Origin of the sequence: Asticcacaulis taihuensis (genome assembly GCF_900100255.1) — a bacterium.
GTDB classification, from domain to species: Bacteria; Pseudomonadota; Alphaproteobacteria; order Caulobacterales; family Caulobacteraceae; genus Asticcacaulis; species Asticcacaulis taihuensis.
On sequence record NZ_FMTS01000004.1, the window covers coordinates 112,687 to 132,283 of the forward strand.

General features: G+C 58.1%; 14 protein-coding genes. 8 read left to right on the top strand and 6 right to left on the bottom strand.

The features are described 5' to 3' along the window. The first annotated feature begins 75 nt into the window (after window positions 1-75). Window positions 76-1,830, top strand: a complete 1,755-nt coding sequence (locus BLO49_RS11500) for a serine aminopeptidase domain-containing protein (protein WP_090648587.1) — start codon at window positions 76-78, stop codon at window positions 1,828-1,830. Window positions 1,831-1,841: 11 nt separating this feature from the next. Here the strand turns inward: BLO49_RS11500 and BLO49_RS11505 are convergent, their stop codons facing one another. Next, window positions 1,842-4,655 carry an AMP-binding protein gene (locus tag BLO49_RS11505; RefSeq protein ID WP_090648589.1) on the bottom strand — a complete coding sequence of 938 codons (2,814 nt, stop codon included), beginning with the start codon at window positions 4,653-4,655 and terminating at the stop codon, window positions 1,842-1,844. A gap of 298 nt (window positions 4,656-4,953) precedes the next feature. On the opposite strand from BLO49_RS11505, the gene BLO49_RS11510 reads away from it, so the two are divergent. Then, a complete protein-coding gene (locus BLO49_RS11510) occupies window positions 4,954-6,441 on the top strand; it encodes an oligosaccharide flippase family protein (RefSeq protein ID WP_090648592.1) in 1,488 nt (495 codons plus the stop codon). 6 nt (window positions 6,442-6,447) lie between these two features. On the opposite strand, the gene BLO49_RS11515 is transcribed toward BLO49_RS11510, so the two are convergent. Further along, entirely contained in the window at window positions 6,448-7,206 is a 759-nt protein-coding gene (locus BLO49_RS11515) for a glycosyltransferase family 25 protein (RefSeq protein ID WP_090648594.1), read from the bottom strand. Window positions 7,207-7,541: 335 nt separating this feature from the next. Between BLO49_RS11515 and BLO49_RS11520 the strand changes: the two genes are divergently transcribed. Together BLO49_RS11520 and BLO49_RS11525 are read left to right on the top strand one after the other, a co-directional pair. Further along, entirely contained in the window at window positions 7,542-8,417 is an 876-nt protein-coding gene (locus BLO49_RS11520) for a glycosyltransferase family 2 protein (RefSeq protein WP_090648597.1), read from the top strand. Window positions 8,418-8,448: 31 nt separating this feature from the next. Beyond that, a complete protein-coding gene (locus tag BLO49_RS11525; protein ID WP_170828310.1) occupies window positions 8,449-9,432 on the top strand; it encodes a glycosyltransferase family 2 protein in 984 nt (327 codons plus the stop codon). A 98-nt stretch (window positions 9,433-9,530) separates the two neighbouring features. On the opposite strand, the gene putA is transcribed toward BLO49_RS11525, so the two are convergent. After that, window positions 9,531-12,596 carry a bifunctional proline dehydrogenase/L-glutamate gamma-semialdehyde dehydrogenase PutA gene (gene putA / locus BLO49_RS11530; protein ID WP_090648602.1) on the bottom strand — a complete coding sequence of 1,022 codons (3,066 nt, stop codon included), beginning with the start codon at window positions 12,594-12,596 and terminating at the stop codon, window positions 9,531-9,533. A gap of 130 nt (window positions 12,597-12,726) precedes the next feature. Between putA and BLO49_RS11535 the strand changes: the two genes are divergently transcribed. Further along, a complete protein-coding gene (locus BLO49_RS11535) occupies window positions 12,727-13,182 on the top strand; it encodes an Lrp/AsnC ligand binding domain-containing protein (protein ID WP_090649008.1) in 456 nt (151 codons plus the stop codon). A gap of 78 nt (window positions 13,183-13,260) precedes the next feature. Beyond that, the gene (locus tag BLO49_RS11540; protein WP_090648604.1) at window positions 13,261-14,661 is read left to right on the top strand and encodes a DUF389 domain-containing protein; all 1,401 of its coding nucleotides are present in this window, start codon (window positions 13,261-13,263) and stop codon (window positions 14,659-14,661) included. A gap of 186 nt (window positions 14,662-14,847) precedes the next feature. Here the strand turns inward: BLO49_RS11540 and BLO49_RS11545 are convergent, their stop codons facing one another. Further along, complete coding sequence (locus BLO49_RS11545; RefSeq protein WP_090648607.1) at window positions 14,848-15,306, bottom strand: YaiI/YqxD family protein; 459 nt, start codon at window positions 15,304-15,306, stop codon at window positions 14,848-14,850. A gap of 226 nt (window positions 15,307-15,532) precedes the next feature. Between BLO49_RS11545 and BLO49_RS11550 the strand changes: the two genes are divergently transcribed. Next, window positions 15,533-16,699, top strand: a complete 1,167-nt coding sequence (locus BLO49_RS11550) for a hypothetical protein (protein ID WP_090648610.1) — start codon at window positions 15,533-15,535, stop codon at window positions 16,697-16,699. A 28-nt stretch (window positions 16,700-16,727) separates the two neighbouring features. Here the strand turns inward: BLO49_RS11550 and BLO49_RS11555 are convergent, their stop codons facing one another. Beyond that, window positions 16,728-17,459 (bottom strand): sugar transferase, encoded by a 732-nt coding sequence (locus BLO49_RS11555; RefSeq protein WP_090649011.1) that lies wholly within the window; start codon window positions 17,457-17,459, stop codon window positions 16,728-16,730. Window positions 17,460-17,961: 502 nt separating this feature from the next. Between BLO49_RS11555 and BLO49_RS11560 the strand changes: the two genes are divergently transcribed. Beyond that, complete coding sequence (locus BLO49_RS11560; protein ID WP_090648613.1) at window positions 17,962-18,237, top strand: hypothetical protein; 276 nt, start codon at window positions 17,962-17,964, stop codon at window positions 18,235-18,237. A 2-nt stretch (window positions 18,238-18,239) separates the two neighbouring features. Here the strand turns inward: BLO49_RS11560 and BLO49_RS11565 are convergent, their stop codons facing one another. Next, window positions 18,240-19,526: an O-antigen ligase family protein gene (locus BLO49_RS11565; RefSeq protein ID WP_090648616.1), complete on the bottom strand. Its 1,287-nt coding sequence runs from the start codon at window positions 19,524-19,526 to the stop codon at window positions 18,240-18,242. Window positions 19,527-19,597: the final 71 nt, after the last annotated feature.

Consider the following 19,597-nt stretch of genomic DNA (forward strand, 5'->3'; position numbering starts at 1 on the left):
CCGTCGTGCAAATTTCACTTATGGCTTGGTCAGATTGCCTCCGGTACGAAACCGATCGACAGACAGGAAAAGATCATGAACGGGGCAACAGGTGCCGCCACTGAAATCATCCCGGTCGTATTCGACGGGCACAGCGGCAGCCTGCATCGTCCTTCCACCCGGACCGGCAACGGGGCCGCAGTTATCATTTGCGCGCCGGCCGGACGCGATGCCCGATGGACCTATCACGCGCTCTTTCATTGGGCCGAGCAACTGGCCTGCGAAGGTTACCTGGTTTTACGCTACGATCTGCTCGGTGAAGGCGACTCTCTCGGCCTGGATGATGCGGCGGATCAATGGGCCGCGTGGGTAAAAGGCGTACGGCAGGCGGCCGATTTCGTACGGACGCAGACCGGCGTATCACAACTGTTTGTCTGCGGCCTGCGCATTGGCGCCACCCTGGCCTGCGTCGCGGCGGAAGGCGTAAAGCCCGACGGACTGATCCTTTGGGATCCGCTGCCCTCCGGCAAGGCATGGCTGAAAGAACTGCGCCTGGCCTATGCCATGCAGATTGGCGCCCACTCCGACGACGACACGATCGAATGCAATGGTCTCTACCTTTCAGCGGCAACCATTCAGGCACTTGAAGCTGTAGATATCGCGCACCTCAAGACCGAATGGCCGCCCCTTCTCCTGGCCAGCCCGGTCGGTGCCAAAAGATTGCTGTCCGTTTTCGGCGACCAGGCGGACTCAACGCCATTTGCCGGCTATACGTTGTTCTTCAAGGATTCCTACGTCAACCAGGCACCTGACGAGTTGTTTAAATCCACAAGGCAATGGCTCGAAAAGCACCTTGCGCCTTCGTCAGCGACCATTATGCCTTCTGTGCCTTCGGGTATCCTGCAGGCCGACAACTGGCGCGAAGAAAGGGTTTGTTTCGGTCAGGGACTGCGTGGCGTGCTATGCCTGCCATTACAAAATACAGGCGGCCAGGCCGTCATTTTTGGTAATACCGGCGGCGATCCGAGGGCCGGGGTGGCCAATTTCTCGACACGCGCCAGCCGCCTTCTGGCGGCGCAAGGCATTGCCGCCCTGCGGTTTGATTTTTCCGGACTGGGGGAAAGCGAGGGTAGCGATGTCCACGTCTATGAAACGGACCGCACGCCGGAAATCAAAGAGGCTGCCGTTCTGCTGACCGGGCGCGGTTTCGCTGACGTCACCACCGCCGGCGTCTGTACCGGCGGTTTCCATGCTGTTCGCGCCGTTCTGGGAGACAGCGGCATCAGCCGTGCCGTGGCTATCAATGCCTGGCTGCTCTGGGAGCAGGGCCGTGAACTTGATCGTGCGGCCCATGTCGAATCCATGCGCTCCGTCTATCTGAAGGCACCAGTCCAGGCACGAAAGTGGGTCCGCCTGGCGCGGGAAGCCCTGCATAGCCATATCCTTTCGCGCCTGGCAGGCCTGAAGCGCAGCTTCTTTCCCCACCCCGCGGCTCAGGCCGCCCGCCTGCAGTTCGCAAAGGCCACCGCTGCGCGGGATATCCATATCCAGGTTCTGGCCGGTGCAATGGACCTGTCGCTGGAAGGTCTCGAACACTTCGGCCCCCGCGGACGCTGGCTCGCCCGGCAAAAAGGCATTTCGATTGCCGTACTGCCGGAACTCGATCACGCCCTGACCACGAAAAAAAGCCAGAAGGAGGCCATCAAAGCGCTTCTTTCCTTCCTCTCCGCAACCTCATCGAAGGATCGGACTACGGATCGCAGCCAGGCAGCCCCGGCCGCAAACGATTTGCCGTCCAGCGGGAAAAAGTTCGTCGAAAGGACTACCGCAAACCTTCTCCCGGAAGCCTGAATGATCCGCTGTCAGGCGCCCCGCATCGGTCCGCCGTTAAAGATCAGGCTCAGCAGACGCGACCGGCTGACAACCATATAAACCAGCCAGCAGCAGCCAAAGCTCCCCGCCGTCGTGAGCGTAATGGCGACCAGCGGATTGACATGCAGTGATATCCACAGATCGTTAAACAGCAAAACAAATACGATATGCCAAACATAGATCACGTAGGAGGCGTCCAGCAGACGGGTAATGACCGGGTGCGTATTGTTGGCCCAGCGGTGCATCGCGCTCAGGAAAACACGGGTCGCAAGCATCCCGACCGGCAGGATATTCAGTTGCTCCAAAATCATCATCGGCAGCGTTTTTGAACTGTCCAGGATAACAAAGACCGCTGTCAGCACAACCGTCAGCACAATGGTGAACAGGGACGGCTTCAGATACCATTCAAAAACTTTTGGCCTGAGGAACATCAAAGCCCCGACGAGAAATACCGGCGCGTACATGACGATTGTGCGGTATTCAAACATATTAAAGAGGTATGCCCAGTTACCGGCCAGTTTGGCGGCAACGGTTGCGGCCAGGCCCAGCGGTGCAAGCCCCAAAACCAGACCCCACCAGCAGGCCGCCGTATGCCTGTCTACCATGTCGAGGAAACGTTCCGGCAGGGCACCAAAGCGTCCCTTTCGGTAGAGGGTAACGAGAATGGCCATACAGGCCGCCACCGCCAGCAAGGTGGCCAGGAACCACCTGTGGACCAGCCATTGCGGCCCTGTAGACGTCATTTGCTGCACCCAGAATTCCCACGGCGGCGGACCTGCGCGGACGGGTGAAATGGCCACTGCCATCACCTCCAGCGGCACAAGCAAAATTCCGCCCAGCACAAGCGGAAAACCCAGCCGCTTGGCCTGCTGCGTAAACCAGTTGAGCGCCGTCGTCCGCTTCAGGATCAGCATCGAGAAATAGCCGCTGATGAAGAAATAGGCGAACATCCGGAAAGCGTGCAGCGCCATGAATATCACAGTCGCTATCCAGGAGCGCTCCGGCGCGGAAATGATCATGTCCGACTTGGCATTGAATGCCATGGCGGCATGGAAGGGAATACCCAGGAACAGCATGAGCACCCGACCGGTGTTCAGGAAATGCAGCGGCATGGCGACATCTTTTTCGCCGTCGGCATGACGCAGGGCCTCAAGTTCGTCTACCGTCTTCATTTCCCAGTCATTGGGCAGGAAGCCCAGATATTCTTCAACCGCCAGCGAGGTCACGACATAGGAAAGAGAATCTCCGGCCAGCGCGATGAATGTGCTGTCTCCGGTGACGGCCTTGGCACCGGTCAGGGTAATAAAAATTGCGGAGATGCTGTCCCAGCGGCCGCCATCTGCTGATTGACCGCTGGCGATATCCGCAGGCGGATGCTTTTCAGCCGCCTGCCGTATCAGGTTCTGATAGTCGGGTTTGCCACTCGGCAATAGCGGGATCTCGGCCACGGAAAGGATTTCGATCAGGAAGGCCGGCAGGCCATAAGTGTCTGTCAGCCAACTGACCAGGGACGCCTGGTCACCAGTTCCCCCCGGCACTGCCACCACAAGGCGCTCGTCGGTGCCCGTACAAATGGCGCCAGCGGCCCGTTCGCGCACCTGCGCCTGCAATTCATCGAGATTAAGGCGGATCCCGAATGGCTTTATAAAGCGCGAACTGCGCCCCACGATACGATACAGTCCGTTAGACAGCCTGACCGCGATATCCCCGGTCTTAAGACTGGGGGGTGTTTCGTCTGTCGCCAGGGCCGCCGGTCCTTCGGCATACCCCATCATGACGTTCGGTCCCGTATAGATCAACTCGCCCGCCGTATCGGGCGCGTTAATAACCATACCCACCTCATCGATCAGGGACAGGGCGCCGCCCGGCACTGCGCGGCCAATACAGTCCGGATGGTCAAGAGCGTTTTCCGGCGGCAGGTAGGTCATGCGGGGCGCCGCCTCGGTCTGGCCGTACATGACGAAAAATCGCCAGCCGTTATTCCGGCCGAATTCGGCCATGCGACGCACGATTTCCGGCGCCAGACGCCCGCCCGCCTGAGTCACATAACGCAGATTGGGCTGAGCGGCCCAATCGCTCGTACGGTCGAGCATTTCAAAAATATAGGGAACCCCGGCAAAGCTGGTCGCGCCCTGGGCCTCGAACATTGGCCAGAAGCCCGGTGTCGTGACCGAGCTCTCTGTCAAAACAAGCGACGCGCCACAAGCCAGATGAGAATGAATGATCGACAGGCCATACGAATAGTTGAACTTCAATGTCGTAATCGCCCGCTCCGTTTCGTCCAGTCCCAGATATTCGGCGATGGCGAGGGCGTTGGCGTGGATATTCCGGCCCGACAGTTTCACGAACTTGGGCGAACCGGTGGACCCAGAAGTGGACAGCAGAACGGCAAGATCAGGATGGAGAGGGATTGTTTCGTCGTGGCGCCGCCCGATTACAGACGGTCCCGGTGTCTCATGACGGATGACGGCATGCGGGTTATAAATATCGATCAGCCGCTCTACGCGAGCCTCCTCCCCCTCGCCAAACAGATGCACAACATGGCCAGCCCGCAAACATCCGAGATAGGCCGTCACCGCTTCGATGGTATTTCGCGCTTCAAGAAAGACCAATCGTCCCTGCGGGCCGATCTCGGCACCGATAGTATCGGCATTTGTGATCAATGAAGCATAAGTGATGCGACGCGCGCCTTCTATCAGGGCGACATTATCGGCGAAGCGCGTCAGGTTGTTGTAAAATAATACATCCCCCACAGCGGCCGCGCCATTGTCTGTATTCTCGGATGAGTTCTGTTCGTTCCGCATTTTTTTGCCCCTGCTGCCGCAGTTTTTGAACGCCGCTGCTTTATATTCATCAGATCAGCGCGCGATATCGCCCTTGCTGGTATCCAAGCACAGGCAGGTCTGATATGCAAGATAAGGGCCAGCGACAGACAACGCCCCTCATAGGTCGCATTCAGGCAAAGCTTGTCAGGCGGTCCGAAAAGTGACAGAGAGGCTGATGGGCTAAAATCGCCGCCCGAGTTACTCACCGAACGCAACGATATATGATATTTGCGCCTCCATTATCGCCGCCTGCCCCCGCTATGCTGGAACCGGCGGCATGAGTAAATCGGAGGGGCGCCCGCTTTCCGAACGCACGGCCACCGCCGGCGCATGGACAGTCGGCGGAAAACTGTTCGGCAAGGCGCTTGACTTCATCTCCCTGCTCGTCCTGGCGCGCTTTCTGGGACCGGCGGATTTCGGTGTCGTCGCCATGGCCATGACGGCAGTCCAGGTGGTGGAAGCCCTGTCAGAACTGCCCCTGTCCGCCGTTCTGCTCAATGTGGAAAAGCCCACGGCCAGGATGTATGACACGGCTTTTTCGATGGCCGTTCTTCGGTCGGTTGCCATCATCGCTGTTCTGGCCACCCTCTCATGGCCCTTGTCAGTCCTTTATCATGAGCCCCGCCTGATCGCCCTGCAATGTGTGCTCGCCACCGCCCCGGCCATGCGCGGCCTGGTGAGTCAGCGGCTTGTCGAATTTGCCCGCGTCTTTGATTTCAGGCGCGACGTAGCCCTCGAAATATTCGGAAAAGCCGGCTCTCTGGTAATCGCCACGACACTCGCCATCACCACACACAGTTACTGGGCCATCGCGGCCGGCACTGTTTCGACCACCCTGGTCATGATGATTGTGTCCTATGTTTTCGCTCCCCAGCGTATCCGCTTTGACCTGTCGCAATGGCGACTGTTCGCGGATATGGTTGGCTGGAACGCCGCCGGTCAAGTCGTTTCGGCGATCAACTGGCAGGTGGACAAGATCGTGCTGCCGCGCTTTGTCGACACCATGACCTTCGGCCGTTTCACTTCAGCCGACAACCTGATCGGTATGCCGCTACAGGCCATCATAGTCCCACTTTCAAAGCCTCTTTATACCGCCTTCGTGGCCACACGGGCCCGCGGAGACACGGCGCGCGTCTACCTTAAGGCCTATGCCGGCATATTTTCGCTCGTCGGCCTTATCCTGCTGATGATTGCCATACTGGCACACCCCATCGTGCAGCTTATTCTCGGCCCGAAATGGCTTGAAACCGCCCCCATCCTGTCATGGCTGGCCCTCACCGCCATCGCCATGCTGCCTTCAGTGGTTCTGCCCCCGCTGGCAATGGCGCTGAACCAGACCCGCATGGTATTTTTCAACTTGACAGTGCAGTTCATGGTGAAAGTGCCTCTGATTATCGTTCTGGCCATCACAATGCAGTTGCAAGGGGTCTTGATCGGCCATGCCGTCGCTTCGGCCGTGGCTTTCGTCACCTGTCTGCTGATCGTCAGGCAAATGGCAGACCTGCCGGTGAAGACGCAGCTTCTGGCGCTGGTTCGCCCTGTCATGGCGGCGCTGCCGACCACTGTTTTCATGCTGCTGGCCATGAATACATTCAGCGCCCTGGAAACACCCCTTTATCTTTTCCTGAATCTGAGCTGGGTCTGTACCGGCGCTGCGATCATATTCGCAGGCAGCAGTCTGGCGTTATGGAAGATGGCGGGCTGCCCCGATGGTTACGAAAGCCTGGCGGTCAGGCTTACCGGCAAGATGATCCGCCGGACTTGATTGCGATCACAGGCGCCGCTTCAGTCCCCTCACCGCGATCAGAAACTTCAGGTTGCTCAAGGTTTTGGCCAGCTTCTCACTAATCCGGAACCAGGTATGGGCCAAGGCCACTTCCTTCAGATCAGCCTTGCGGCGCGCCCGCTCGCCGGCAATATTCGATCGTGCGGATTTCTCGATCACCGGAAAGGGGTATACGGCATACAGATCGAGACCATTGGCCCAGAACCGGCCCAGCTCATCATCAATCGGCATGGTGATGGCTTTTACAGACGCCAAAAAACGCCGTGCCCCCGCCTTATTGATCAGATAGGCCTGCGTGCCGTAAGGGTCGGTTTTGAAGCGAACGAGCTGATGTTCGTGCCAGCCGTGTATGACGGTTCCGGGCTTGAACCGTTTCGCATACAGGCGAACATAGGCGATATCCAGCTTTTCGGCGATCGTAATAACATTCTGATAGTCGAATCCCGTATCGACCCAGACATCATCCTCCAGGACCAGTAGCCAGTCCGATTCGCCATCCTGCACAAAAGCCTGCATGACCGCCGCGTGGCTTTTAAAACAGCCGATTTCGCCCGGTCCCAGTTCACGACCAAAGCGGATCAGTTGTTGCGCAGGGTTGGAAACATAATCGCTGGGTGAATCACTCCGCATAGCGTTGAAGAAACGCCAGTTCCCACCGTTAAACGCCCCCAGATTCTCCGTTACGGACTGCCGGCGCGCCTCATCCGTTTTGAGGTTGATGACCCTGACCGTTAAATTCCCCATCAAATCCAGCCTTTTCCGTTGCTTACATAACTCAGGTACTTACTTCTCACGGCGTCGTTGAAAAACTATTGACCCTGACCAGACTTTTACGCTGCGCAAGTGCTCCCTTTTCTCATAAAATTATAAATTTTATGAACCAAAACCGATATTTCACCAAATCGCAATCGGTTGACATTACAGAACAGACGCGTCACTTCGGCTGACAATCTTTGTGGCTGGCCTGTTTCTTGCTAACGGTCGCCATGCCAGGGCCCGACCGCCGGCGTATTAATTTGTCACTCTCTGGAGTTCAGCATGAGCCTTATTCTGGTCATTTCAAACCTTCCAGGTGCTGAATGAAGATTGCCATCGCCATTGCTACTGCCGGCCGCGTGCAGGTTTTGTCCGAGGCCATAGCCTATATGCGCAAACAGACACGTAAACCCGATGGCTTATACATCTGCCCGGCAACCGACGCAGATCTCGATCCGGCCTGTCTTGAGGGCTTTCCGTGTCCAACCCGCGTCGTCAAGGGACCGCGCGGTTCGGCATCGCAGAGAAATGCCATTTTGAAACAGTTGAGCGACGAGGACATTGTTGTCTTCTTTGATGACGACTTCCTGCCCGAACCCACCTTTCTGGCTGAACTCGAAGACCTCTATCTCCGTCACCCCGATGTCGTGGTTGCAACCGGTCACGTCGTTGCGGACGGCATAAAAAATGCCGGCATCAGTTATGATGAAGCCATGCGCATTATCGATGCTTTGCCGGAATTACCTCCCGCAGTACTGACCGCTTCCTTTTCGGGTTACGGCTGCAATATGGCGGTGCGCCGGCAGGCTCTGGTTGAGACGGGCATCGAATTTGATGAAAAACTGCCGCTTTATGCCTGGTGGGAAGATGTGGATTTTTCCCGCCGGCTGGCGCCTTATGGCCGCATAGTCACCTATAACCGTATGAGAGGCGTCCACCAGGGCACGAAAAAAGGCCGCTCCCCTGGCAAGCGCCTCGGTTACAGCCAGGTCATCAACCTGATTTACCTCAATCGGAAGGGCAGTATCGGGCCCGCCATGACATACAACCAGATATTAAAGAATATAGCGGCCAACCTGGCGGGGTCTTTCCGGCCCGAGCCTTGGGTTGACCGGCGTGGTCGCCTGACCGGCAACCTGATGGCCCTGGGTGACGCGATCAAGGGCAAGGTTGATCCCGAACGCATATTGGAAATGTAGTCTGCCAAACAGCCTCGGAAGGTCCGAAAAATTGAAACTCAGCGTCATTATCGCCAATTATAATTACGAACGTTTCGTTGGCGAAGCGATCGACAGCGCCCTGGCCATCCGGGGCGCCGAGATCGAAGTTATTGTTGTCGATGACGGCTCAACGGATCAATCATGGCAGGTTATCACCTCCTACGGTGATCGTGTTATCGCCATCCGTCAGGCAAATGCCGGACAACGCGTTGCCTCCAATGTCGGCTATGCGCGGGCGACTGGCGATTGGATCCTCTTCCTGGATGCCGACGACCTGGTCGATCCGTCGATCGCTGAAGAAGTCATGCGCGTTGCCACGCCCGATACCTGCAAGGTGCAGTTCCAAATGGAACGGGTCGGTGGCGAAGGACAACAGACCGGATCACGCTTCCCCATTTACGATCCCCCGCCGACACCGGAAAAGATAAAGGTGTGGGCCATCCGTCTGAATGCATACCCGACACCGCCCGGCTCCGGCAACGTCTATGCCCGCGCCTATCTCGATGCGCTTTTTCCACTCGATAATAGCTGTGGGGAAACACCGGATTCCGCTCTGGTGACAGCCGCGCCCTTTTTCGGGGATGTCATCACTGTTGATAAACCGCTGGTGCATTACCGCGTCCACGGCGCCAATGACAGCAACCTGTTTGCCAGGGAAGGGCTATTCGCGCGGGAAGTCGCCCGCGGCCATGCCAAATTCCTCTTCGCGCAGCGTATCGCAAAGACGGTCGGCACCGAAATCCCGGATAGCAGCTTCCGCAAGAACCTTCATGTGCTTCAGCACCGCATCCCTTCCGTGACGCTGACGCCGGCGCTCCATCCCCTTCCCTGGGATAACAAGTATCAGCTTTTCAAAGACATTATCAGGTCGACACTGGTATTTGACGCCATGGCGGTAAAGCGCCGGATCATCTTGCTGGTCTGGGGCGTCCTGACACTCATCAGCCCCCGGCCCATTGCCGAAAAGCTGATACGGAAGCGGTTTCGCGCTTAGGATGCATCCCAAAAAGTGTGATGCACTTTTTGGATTAAGATGCGCGTTAAAACAAAAGTTTAGAGCGCCGATCTGAAGCAATCAGATCGGAATACGCTCTAAATATCCGTCTCGGCCAGTGACAGTAGGGTCGCGTTGCCGCCGGCCGAAGTCGTATCCGTAGAGATCGTCCGCTCGCTGACAAAGCGCATCAGGAAGTGCGGTCCGCCGGCCTTCGGGCCGGTGCCGGAAAGGCCCTCGCCGCCAAAGGGCTGCGAGCCGACGACCGCGCCGATCATCGAGCGATTGACATAGAGATTTCCGACCCGCGCCATATCGCTGACCGCATCGGCCGTGGCCTTGATGCGCGAGTGCAGGCCCATGGTCAGGCCATAGCCCTGGGCATTGATACGGGCGACGACATCTTCCAGTTCCCCGGCCTTCCAGGTGATGACATGCAGCACCGGGCCGAACCATTCGCTGGTCAGATCCTCGACTTTTTCCAGGCGGATCAGGGTCGGCGGCACAAAGGTGCCGGACAATGTGGGCTTTTCGAGCGCATGAACCCAGTTGGCTTTCATCGACTGGCGGTAGGCTTCCAGCTTGTCGCGGGCACCGGCGTCAATAACCGGGCCAACATCGGTGCGGATATCGGCCGGATCACCTAACACCAGCGTATCCATGGCGCCGGTCAGGAGACGGATCAGGCCGTCGGCGATATCTTCCTGCACCACCAGCAGGCGCAGGGCCGAACAACGCTGGCCGGCGCTGCGGAAGGCCGAGGTGACCACATCTGCCACCACCTGTTCCGGCAGGGCCGAGGAATCGACGATCATGGCGTTCAGGCCACCGGTTTCAGCAATCAGCGGCACGATCGGGCGGTTGTCGTCCTTCAGCAGGTTGCGGGCGATGGCGCGGGCGGTCGGCATGGAGCCGGTAAAGGCCACGCCATTGACGCCGGTGTGCGAAATAATGGCGTCACCGACCTCGACGCCGCCGGGCAGGAAGTGCAGTACGTCGGCGGGAATGCCGGCCTTGTGGGTCAGTTGGATGGCTAGGTGCGCGATCAGCGGGGTCTGCGGCGCCGGCTTGGCGACCACGGCATTGCCGGTGACCAGGGCCGCGGTGATCTGCCCCAGGAAGATGGCCAGCGGGAAGTTCCATGGCGAGATACAGGCGAAGACGCCACGGCCGACCAGGCGCAGTTCATTGCACTCGCCGGTCGGTCCCGGCAGGATCTCCGGCGCCAGTGAGGTGCGGGCCTGATTGGCGTAGTAGCGACAGAAATCGACCGCTTCGCGCACTTCGGCGACGGCATCACCCACCGTCTTGCCGGCTTCCTGCACCGCCAGGCGCAGCAGTTCGGGCCGGTTCTCTTCCAACAAGTCGGCCAGGCGCTCCAGGCAGGCGGCGCGGTCCTCGACCGGCCGCGCGTTCCAGGCAGGTGCTGCGGCCGTGGCGGCGGCGATGGCGCGACGCACATCATAGGCAACCGCCTCGATGACACTGCCGACCTTCGCGCCAGTGGCCGGATTGACCACGGATTTTGGGTCACCGGTCACCGGCTGGCCCGAAACGAGCGCCGTGGCGGCAAACGACTCCGACTTAGTCACCGCTTCCAGAACGGTCTTCAATGTCGCTTCATCGTTCAGATCGATGCCGGCGGAATTGACACGGCCGGGGAACAACTCGGCCGGCTTGCGGATGCCGGGATGCGGACGGCCTTCCACGGTGGCGATACGGGTTGCAGGGTCGGCCAAGAGCATGTCCTCGGTAATGGTCGCGTCGGCGAGTTGATGAACAAATGAGCTATTGGCGCCGTTTTCCAGCAGGCGGCGCACGAGATAGGCCAGCAGTTCGCGGTGGCCGCCGACCGGCGCGTAGGTGCGGCAGGCAAAGCCTTCCTCACGCACCAGGCGCTCATGCAGCCCCTCGCCCATGCCATGCAGGCGCTGGAACTCGAAATCGCGGCGTGGACCGGCCCAGTCTATCAGGGTGGCGACGGTCAGGGCGTTATGGCCGGCGAAGGCCGGATATACGTGCCTGGCGTCCAGCATGTCGCGGGCACAGGCGAGATAGGAGACGTCGGTGGCCGCCTTGCGGGTAAAGAGCGGATAATCGCTCAAGCCATCGACCTGGGCCTTCTTGATCTCAGAGTCCCAGTAGGCGCCCTTGACCAGACGGACAAACAGCTTCCGGCCCGTAGCCGCACCCAGGGCCTCGGCCCAGCCGACCAGCGGGCGGCAGCGCTTGCCATAGGCCTGGATAGCCATGCCGAAACCGTCCCAGCCCGAAAGCTGCGGATCGCGCGCCACACCCTCGATGATATCGAGAGACATCATCAGACGCTCGGTTTCCTCGGCATCAACCGTCAGGCCGATCCCCAGACTGGCGGCCTTGCGCGACAGGCTGATCATCATTTCGGTCAGTTCGGGAACGCAGGCTTTTGCATTGGCGACCTCATAGCGCGGATGCAGGGCCGACAGCTTGACCGAGATATTATGCCCCAGAACCTTTTTCGAGGCGCCGACGGCGGCGATAGCGTTCTCGTAAGATGCGTAATAGGCGTGAGCGTCATCCCAGGTGCGGGCGGATTCGCCCAGCATGTCGAAACTGGCGGTAAAACCCTTGTTTTCCGGCTTGGCGGCGCGATCAAGCGCCTCTTCGATATCGCGCCCCATGACGAAGACCGAGCCCATCAGACGCATGGCGGCGGCCACGCCGGCACGGATGAAGGGCTCGCCGGCCCGCGCCAGCAGGCCCTTCAGAATCCCGCCCTCATCGGCCACAAGGGCGCGGGTCAGGACCAGGCCGAAAGTCGCCGAATTGACCAGTTTTGAGCCGGACTGGCCGGAATGCGCCTTCCAGTCGGCATCGCCCAGCTTGTCCTTGATCAGCAGGTCGGCCGTCGTGGTATCGGGCACGCGCAGATAGGCTTCGGCCAGGGATAGCAGGGCCACGCCCTCCTGCGTGTTCAGGCGATATTCCTGCAGGAAGCGGTTGATCCAGCCGGTCGATTGCGCGGCACGCAGGTCGTTCAGGATCAGGCGGGCATGGCCCTCGACGCGAGCGCGGGTGGCAGCATCGAGCGTGGCCGCTGGCAGCAGGCTCTTAAGCACATCGGGTTCCGGCGCCCGCAGGAGGGCGACCATTTGCGAACGGGTCAGGTCAAGCGCGTCTGGCATGTGGGGCGGCACCCTTTATGGCTGATTATATCTATGGTATATGGCCAAATTTACCGAATGTGCTTGGTATTTTGAAAAGCATTTCCGAATATTATTTTACAAAAGCGGCATATATCCGAAGGAATTTATCATGCTCGACGAAATGGACAGACGCATCCTGCGCGCCCTTCAAAACGATGGCCGCATTACCAACCAGGCCCTGGCCGACCTGTGCCACATCTCCCCCGCTGCCTGTTTCGAGCGCGTCAAGCGTCTGCGCAAGGACGGCTATATTCTCAGCACCATGGCGGTGCTCGATCCGGAAAAGCTCGACTGCGCCCTGATGATCTTCGTCGAGATCCTGCTCGACCGCACCACCGGCGGCCTGTTCGAGGAATTTGCCCGCGCCGTGAAACGCCGGCCGGAAATCATGGAATGTCATATGGTCGGCGGCGGCTTCGACTACCTGATCAAGGTGCGGGTCAAGGATATGGCCGCCTACCGACATTTCCTCGGCACCACGCTGGTGGACATGCCGGGCGTGCGCGAAACCCGGACCTATGCCGTGCTGGAAGAGGTCAAGAATACCCAGACCCTGCCGGTATAAGGACAGGCGGGACACGGATATGTCAGTTTGCGCATCCGGCGAGCCCCGTTATGAATTGATCATCGCAAAGGTCACATAATGCCCAAAACGCCGTCCTCTTCATCAAATCCGGCCGCCCGGTCCTGGCATGGTTTTCTCAATCGTTTCAGCCTGCTGGATGAAAAGGCCGATGACACGATGATCGACGAAAGCCTGCGCGCCGGCGTGGAACTGCGCGGGGCCACGCCATGGATTCTGATGTTCGCCATTTTCGTCGCCTCGATCGGTCTGAACGTCAATTCAACCGCCGTGATCATTGGCGCCATGCTGATCTCGCCGCTGATGGGACCGATCATGGGCATTGGCTACGGCATCGGCATCTATGATTTTACGCTGATCCGCAAATCCGTCGGCAACCTGCTTATCGCCACCCTGATCAGCCTGTTGACCTCCACCGTTTATTTCGCCCTGAGCCCGCTGACCGAGGCCCATTCCGAACTTCTGGCCCGCACCTCCCCCACCATCTGGGACGTGCTGATCGCGCTTTTTGGCGGCTTTGCCGGCATTATCGGCGTGACCCGGAAAGAAAAAACCAACGTCATTCCCGGCGTCGCCATCGCCACGGCCCTGATGCCCCCCCTGTGTACGGCCGGCTATGGCCTTGCCAACGGCAACTGGGCCTATTTCCTGGGCGCCTTCTATCTGTTTTCGATCAACTGCGTCTATATCGCCGCGGCGGCCGTGCTGGTGATCGGCCTGCTCAATCCACCGCACAAGCAATTTGTCGACCCGGTTATGGAAACGCGCGTCAAGCGCGTCCTGTTTCTGGTGGTCCTGCTTACCGGCCTGCCCAGCCTCTACCTGGCCTATCGGCTGGTCGGCAATGAGGTCTTCCACAGCAAGGCCAGCCAGTTTGTCCGCCAGGAATTCAACTTCCCGAAATCGCATGTGGTCGAGATCGGTATTACGCCGAAGAACAAACACGTCGAGGTCACTCTGATCGGTGACCGTCTGTCGGCCAGGACGATCGACACCATCCGCACACACCTGCCGGCCACCGGGCTGAAAGGCGCGATCCTGACCGTTCACCAGGCCGGCGACGACAATATCGATATAAACACCCTGCGTGACGGTATAGTGAAGGAGCTTTCCGGCAACGAACTGGCTTTAGCGTCACGCGACCAGCAGATTGCCGATTTGCGCCGCCAGGTGGCATGGAGCGCGCAATCAGCGCAACTGACCGCCGAACTGAAGACGCAATATCCCGATTTGACGGATATTCTAATCGGGGAAGGCGTGGGCGCGGCACCACCGGAAGAGACTGATGGAGACAGCGCAGACTCCGCCTCAATGGAACCAGAGAGCGCCCCAGAGACGGCGCCTGTACCGATTCTGGTCGCCCATTCCGCCAAACGCCTGTCACGACAGGATATGGCGCGCATTGAAGACTGGTTCAGGGTCCGCACACAATCCAAAGCCGCCCGCATCGCCATAGATTGAGCAAAAAAAAGCCGCGCTCTACGGCGCGGCCAGTTTACAGGGAGGAAACGCCCAGGAAGGGCATCAGCGCCAGGAAGGCACCGAACAATTGTATAATATGGTGCGATGCGGAAAATTTCAAGGTCGATTGTTACAGATTCAATCACATTGGATTTGCGATCCGCAACAATCGTCCAGATTGTGTGATTATCGCGGCCGCCTCAGTTCTCGGCTGATGACCTGATCGAGGGTCTGGAGAAACTGCGAGCGATTGGTGGCCGAAAACGGCGGCGGGCCGCCGGTAATATCACCCGTAGAACGGATATGCTCCATCAGGGCGCGGCTGGCCAAGGCCGCGCCGATCGAATCCGGCGTGAACGCCCGGCCATTGGGCGCGACCGCAAGGCCGCCCTTCGCCAGAACGCGCGACGCCAGCGGAATATCATTGGTGATGACCACATCACCCGCCACGACTTGCGCCGCGATCCAGTCATCGGCCACATCCGGCCCGGCGTCGACTATCATCCGCGCGATCAGCGGCGACCGGGGTATCTGGATGAAACTGTTCGACACCACAAAGGTCTTCAGACCGTAGCGGGCGGCCACCTTGTAGGTCTCGTCCTTTACGGGACAGGCATCGGCATCGATGTAGAGCGCGATCGTCATAGCGCGTCGTAACAGATCGGGTTCGCCATTCCCACATAATTTGCGCCTGCAACGGGTTAGGGCTTGGCGAAAGTGTCCTTTTAACCGAGACTGTTTTGACCTTTGCAAAAGAGCCTTTCGCGCCATGAGATACACTGCCGCCTTTTGTTCGCTCGCTTTTGCCGCAGCCTCTTTTTTGCCGGTTCCGGCCCCTGCCGAAGTCTTTAAGGCGCGGCGGGCAGAAGATTTGCGCACCTCGATCGGTGTGGTGACTCATTTCAACTATACGGACGGCACCTATGCGCGGCCGGATGAAGCGGTTCGGGCCCTGGCCTATCTGGGCATCTCCCATTTGCGCGATCAGTCGCCAACGCCCTGGATCAGGGGATCGGCGCCGCTACAGACCTATGCCGACCTCATGAAACACGGATATCGTTTCAATTTTTTGGCGCTGGGCGACAAGTTCGATCCCTCAGCAACCACTGTACAACTCACGAAGCTTGAAGAAGCCTGTCCCGGCATGATTGACGCGATAGAGGGATTTAACGAGGTCGATCACGCGCCGGTATCATATCAAGGTAAAACAGGCCCTGACGCGGCCATTAAAGCCCAGACCGCGCTTTATGCCGCCATTCGGGCCGATCCTGTTTTGGGGCACTTACCCGTTTACGACCTGACAGGCGCAGACTGGCCCAAGCCTGGTGAAAAACGGGCAGACTTCGTCAACGCACACCTCTACCCGCAAAACGGCAGTCCGCCGGCCGACTGGTTCAGTGACGCCGCGGACAGGGCGCTCAAACAGGAAAGCCCCCTCGTGGTCAGCGAGTTCGGTTATGCCTCCCTGCCGGAAAGCGGCTGGCTGGTGATCGGGGTCGATCAGCGGAGTCAGGCCAAGGGCCTGTTGCTTGGACTTTTCCAGGGCTTCTCACGCAATATAGAACGCACCTATATTTACGAATTGTTTGATGAAAAGCCCGATCCCGCCCTGAAGGAACGAGAGTTCCACTTTGGACTCTTCGATGCGAACTACCGGCAAAAGGCAGCCGCGAAGGCCATTCATAACCTCACTACGATACTAGGCGATCCGTCTGCCACCAACCGGACTTTCCAGCCCGGTTCGATAGATGTGAATGTCGATGCGTTTCCCCAGGGCATACGCGGCCTGGTTATAGCCAAGACGGACGGCACCCTGTTCCTGGCCATGTGGAACAATACGGCTTTCTGGAACCGGCCGACAGGCACGCCTCTGGAAAGTGCGCCCGTTTCGGTGACTCTGGCCCTGCCGGATGGCCTCAAGGCGCGGGCGTTATTTGACCCCCTGGAAAGCGCAGAAGCGGTCAGGGCATTCACCGGCGAATCTTCGCTCACCCTTGATGTGCCTGATCATCCCGTTCTGTTGCAGGTCAGGCGCTGATTCATACACCCGGCTGTAGGTACCAGACTTAATACGAACCACGCTGCGTCAGGATGCTCGGACCGGTAGCGGCAAGAATGTAGAGGTACAGGCCAAGACTACGGCGGCGGCAATAGAGGCGATCCATTGCCACCCGGCGATGGTAGCTGACATTGTTGCGGCCGGAAACCTGCCACAATCCCGTAATACCCGGCTTGACGGAAGCGTAACGAACGAAGGTACGACCGTACTTGCAGATCTCTTCCTGCACAATGGGCCGCGGTCCGACCAGGCTCATATCGCCTTTCAGCACATTCCACAGTTGCGGAAATTCATCCAGGCTGGTCTTGCGAATAAAACGACCGAAACCCGTGATACGCGGGTCATTCTTCAGTTTATGATCCCGTATCCATTCGGCACGGGCGGCCGGATCGGTGGCCAGCAAATTCTGAAGCCGAACTTGCGAGTCTGCCAGCATACTGCGGAATTTGTAACAGGTGAAATCCCTGCCGCCATAGCCTATCCGGGTCTGCCCGAAAAAGATCGACCCGCCGTCCTGCGCCTTGACCATCAGGCCAACCGAAATCAACACCGGTGCGAAGAAAATCAGCGCAAACAGGCTGATGATTATATCGAGAGCACGGATCAGCGTATCCGAGGACCCTTTGCCCAGGCGTTTGAACACAGGAAACGATGGACGCGATTTTTCAATGATCGCGTACTGCAAGGTCAGATCGGCATTGTCGTCAATCTGAACGCTTTGCCCCCTTACATAGTACATCAGGTTTTCCAATCGACTTATCTTCCGCAAAAATTAAGCTTGTTTAACGCCGCTGGAGTCAAGGTGCAAGTGATGCCGCATAGAGAGTTGCGCGCTTTTTTGCCTCAAATCAGCCTTTTTTGCCACAGCAGGTTTAATGGTATTTTAGCACCACAAAAAACTCTGGCAGTTCTACAGAATGACCCCACATTGAGCGTTGTATCTCAGGTCTGCATAAAATGTGCCAAACATTTCGGCACAGCCTGCCGCCCACTCAATTATAAATTCAAACGAACCAAGCTATAAGGTTAATAAATCAAATGCCTATACGATTATCAGATTGGGCACCTTTTAATATTAGACTTACGGCTGCGAACAATGCGCTGGATTTTAAATTAACGCGCAATAGTTCAGCATCAATCACAGGCCGATACCAGCACTGCGTTAACCACAGGCTGAAAGCAAGCCTTAAGCATTAAGTGCCATATTACCGATAGTTGTCGTGCGTTGAAGGGAGAAGCCCATGCCACGCTTAAAGGTAAGTCCGGAAGCGGCGCACATGGAACCGGAGGCGGGGGTTCCGGAACCTGAAGCCGCAATCCTGGTTAAAGCTTCCAGCGATATGACCCCGCATCAATCGCCTGCTCTTGCCCTCCAGGCGCGCTTGGAAAAATCATGGGAAGCCAGGCACGATCATGAGGTTGTGCAAACAGCCAGGGTTCCTTTTGGCTGGACGCTTATAGGGGTGTCACTTGTGTGCGCGGCCTTCTGGTACATGCTTCTGCAACTGATATTCTGATATCAGACCATGGAACGGGGCGGATGAGTCGTTGTCCTGTTGCCGGCCATGGCAAACCCGCACCCCATCAGTAATGCCATGAACATCGCCAGCGCCGGCTCCTGAAAGGCATAGTCGGTGAAGCCGTGCAGCAGGAATACCAGGTAACCCGCAAGAATGGCCCAGATACGGCCGCTCATTTGGTGGCGGTGCCTCGCGCCTGATATCATTGGCCACAAAATGGCAAGGTTCAGAATGGCCAGGCTTAGAAGACCGACGCCTCCTGTTTCCTCGAACCATTGCAGATAAACATTATGCGCGGCCCGTATAACCGCCAGGGCGGAGTAATCCGCAGCCGTTACAATGTGATTGTTAATTGTGTTGAATGAGCCCGGTCCGGCGCCGAACCAGGGATGCTGCATGGCGAAAGTAAAATGACTTTTCAGTATGGTGGCCCTCACCGCCGCATCGTTATCTATCCCGCCCAGACGTCCGATAACGCTTATTAATGGCGCAGCGAAAACGAGGGTCAGCACGATGACGATGGCCGCCACACCGGCCGCCAGTTTGGGCAGTGGCAGGTAATTACGCAGCAACATGACGCAGAGCACCGCGCTGCCGATGAGGGTTGAAAAGATCGCGCCGCGCGAAACCGTCAGCATAAGGGCGGCCAGGCTTACGATCCAAATCCCCGCCATAGCCGGGTCTATGCGTTCCAGTATCTGGGATTCCCGCCGGGATCGCACGCGGCTAATCAGTCGTCCAAGCGCCATAACGGACATGGCCCCGAAAAGCGTACCGGCGCTGTTGGGTGAACTGAATGCGCCCGTCAAACGCCCGGCACCGAACTTTTCAAACCCATAAATGCCGTCCGGGTCCAGGATGAACATAAGAATGGATGCCCCCGCCCAGACTCCACCAACATATAGCAAAGCCTCAAACAGCTTTTTCGCCTGCTCGTCCGTCAAAGAACACCGTAAGCCAAGCGCGAAGGCGCAAATGACACCGCCCATCTTTATAGCGGCCAGCCAGGCCGCCGATGGATCATAGGCCGCTAAAAACGCCGAAATGACGAAGGTGGTGAAAAAAATAGCCAGAGCGATCAAAAGATGCCGGATCGACTTGCGTTGCACCAATGCGGGACACTCTGGCGCCGGCAGTATAAAGGCCAGGGCTGTCAGGACTGCAAAAAAGAACACGAGGGTTACGGCTTGGGCGGGCAAATCGGACCCTGGTATCGCAAAGGCTATCAAAACGATTGCCGATACCAGAACCGGCCACAGCCAGATTTTATATTTATACCATACCACGCTGACCTCGCATTTTTGACCTTATAGGTGAGGACTCGCCACAGGGCGACATCTTGGCACAGCTAAAATAA

What these genes read in the sequence shown, in the direction of transcription:
- BLO49_RS11500 (WP_090648587.1), top strand. Translation starts at nt 76, where the DNA reads ATGAACGGGGCAACAGGTGCCGCCACTGAAATCATCCCGGTCGTATTC.
- BLO49_RS11505 (WP_090648589.1), bottom strand. Translation starts at nt 4,655, where the DNA reads ATGCGGAACGAACAGAACTCATCCGAGAATACAGACAATGGCGCGGCC.
- BLO49_RS11510 (WP_090648592.1), top strand. Translation starts at nt 4,954, where the DNA reads ATGAGTAAATCGGAGGGGCGCCCGCTTTCCGAACGCACGGCCACCGCC.
- BLO49_RS11515 (WP_090648594.1), bottom strand. Translation starts at nt 7,206, where the DNA reads ATGGGGAATTTAACGGTCAGGGTCATCAACCTCAAAACGGATGAGGCG.
- BLO49_RS11520 (WP_090648597.1), top strand. Translation starts at nt 7,542, where the DNA reads ATGAAGATTGCCATCGCCATTGCTACTGCCGGCCGCGTGCAGGTTTTG.
- putA (WP_090648602.1), bottom strand. Translation starts at nt 12,596, where the DNA reads ATGCCAGACGCGCTTGACCTGACCCGTTCGCAAATGGTCGCCCTCCTG.
- BLO49_RS11535 (WP_090649008.1), top strand. Translation starts at nt 12,727, where the DNA reads ATGCTCGACGAAATGGACAGACGCATCCTGCGCGCCCTTCAAAACGAT.
- BLO49_RS11540 (WP_090648604.1), top strand. Translation starts at nt 13,261, where the DNA reads ATGCCCAAAACGCCGTCCTCTTCATCAAATCCGGCCGCCCGGTCCTGG.
- BLO49_RS11545 (WP_090648607.1), bottom strand. Translation starts at nt 15,306, where the DNA reads ATGACGATCGCGCTCTACATCGATGCCGATGCCTGTCCCGTAAAGGAC.
- BLO49_RS11555 (WP_090649011.1), bottom strand. Translation starts at nt 17,459, where the DNA reads ATGTACTATGTAAGGGGGCAAAGCGTTCAGATTGACGACAATGCCGAT.
- BLO49_RS11560 (WP_090648613.1), top strand. Translation starts at nt 17,962, where the DNA reads ATGCCACGCTTAAAGGTAAGTCCGGAAGCGGCGCACATGGAACCGGAG.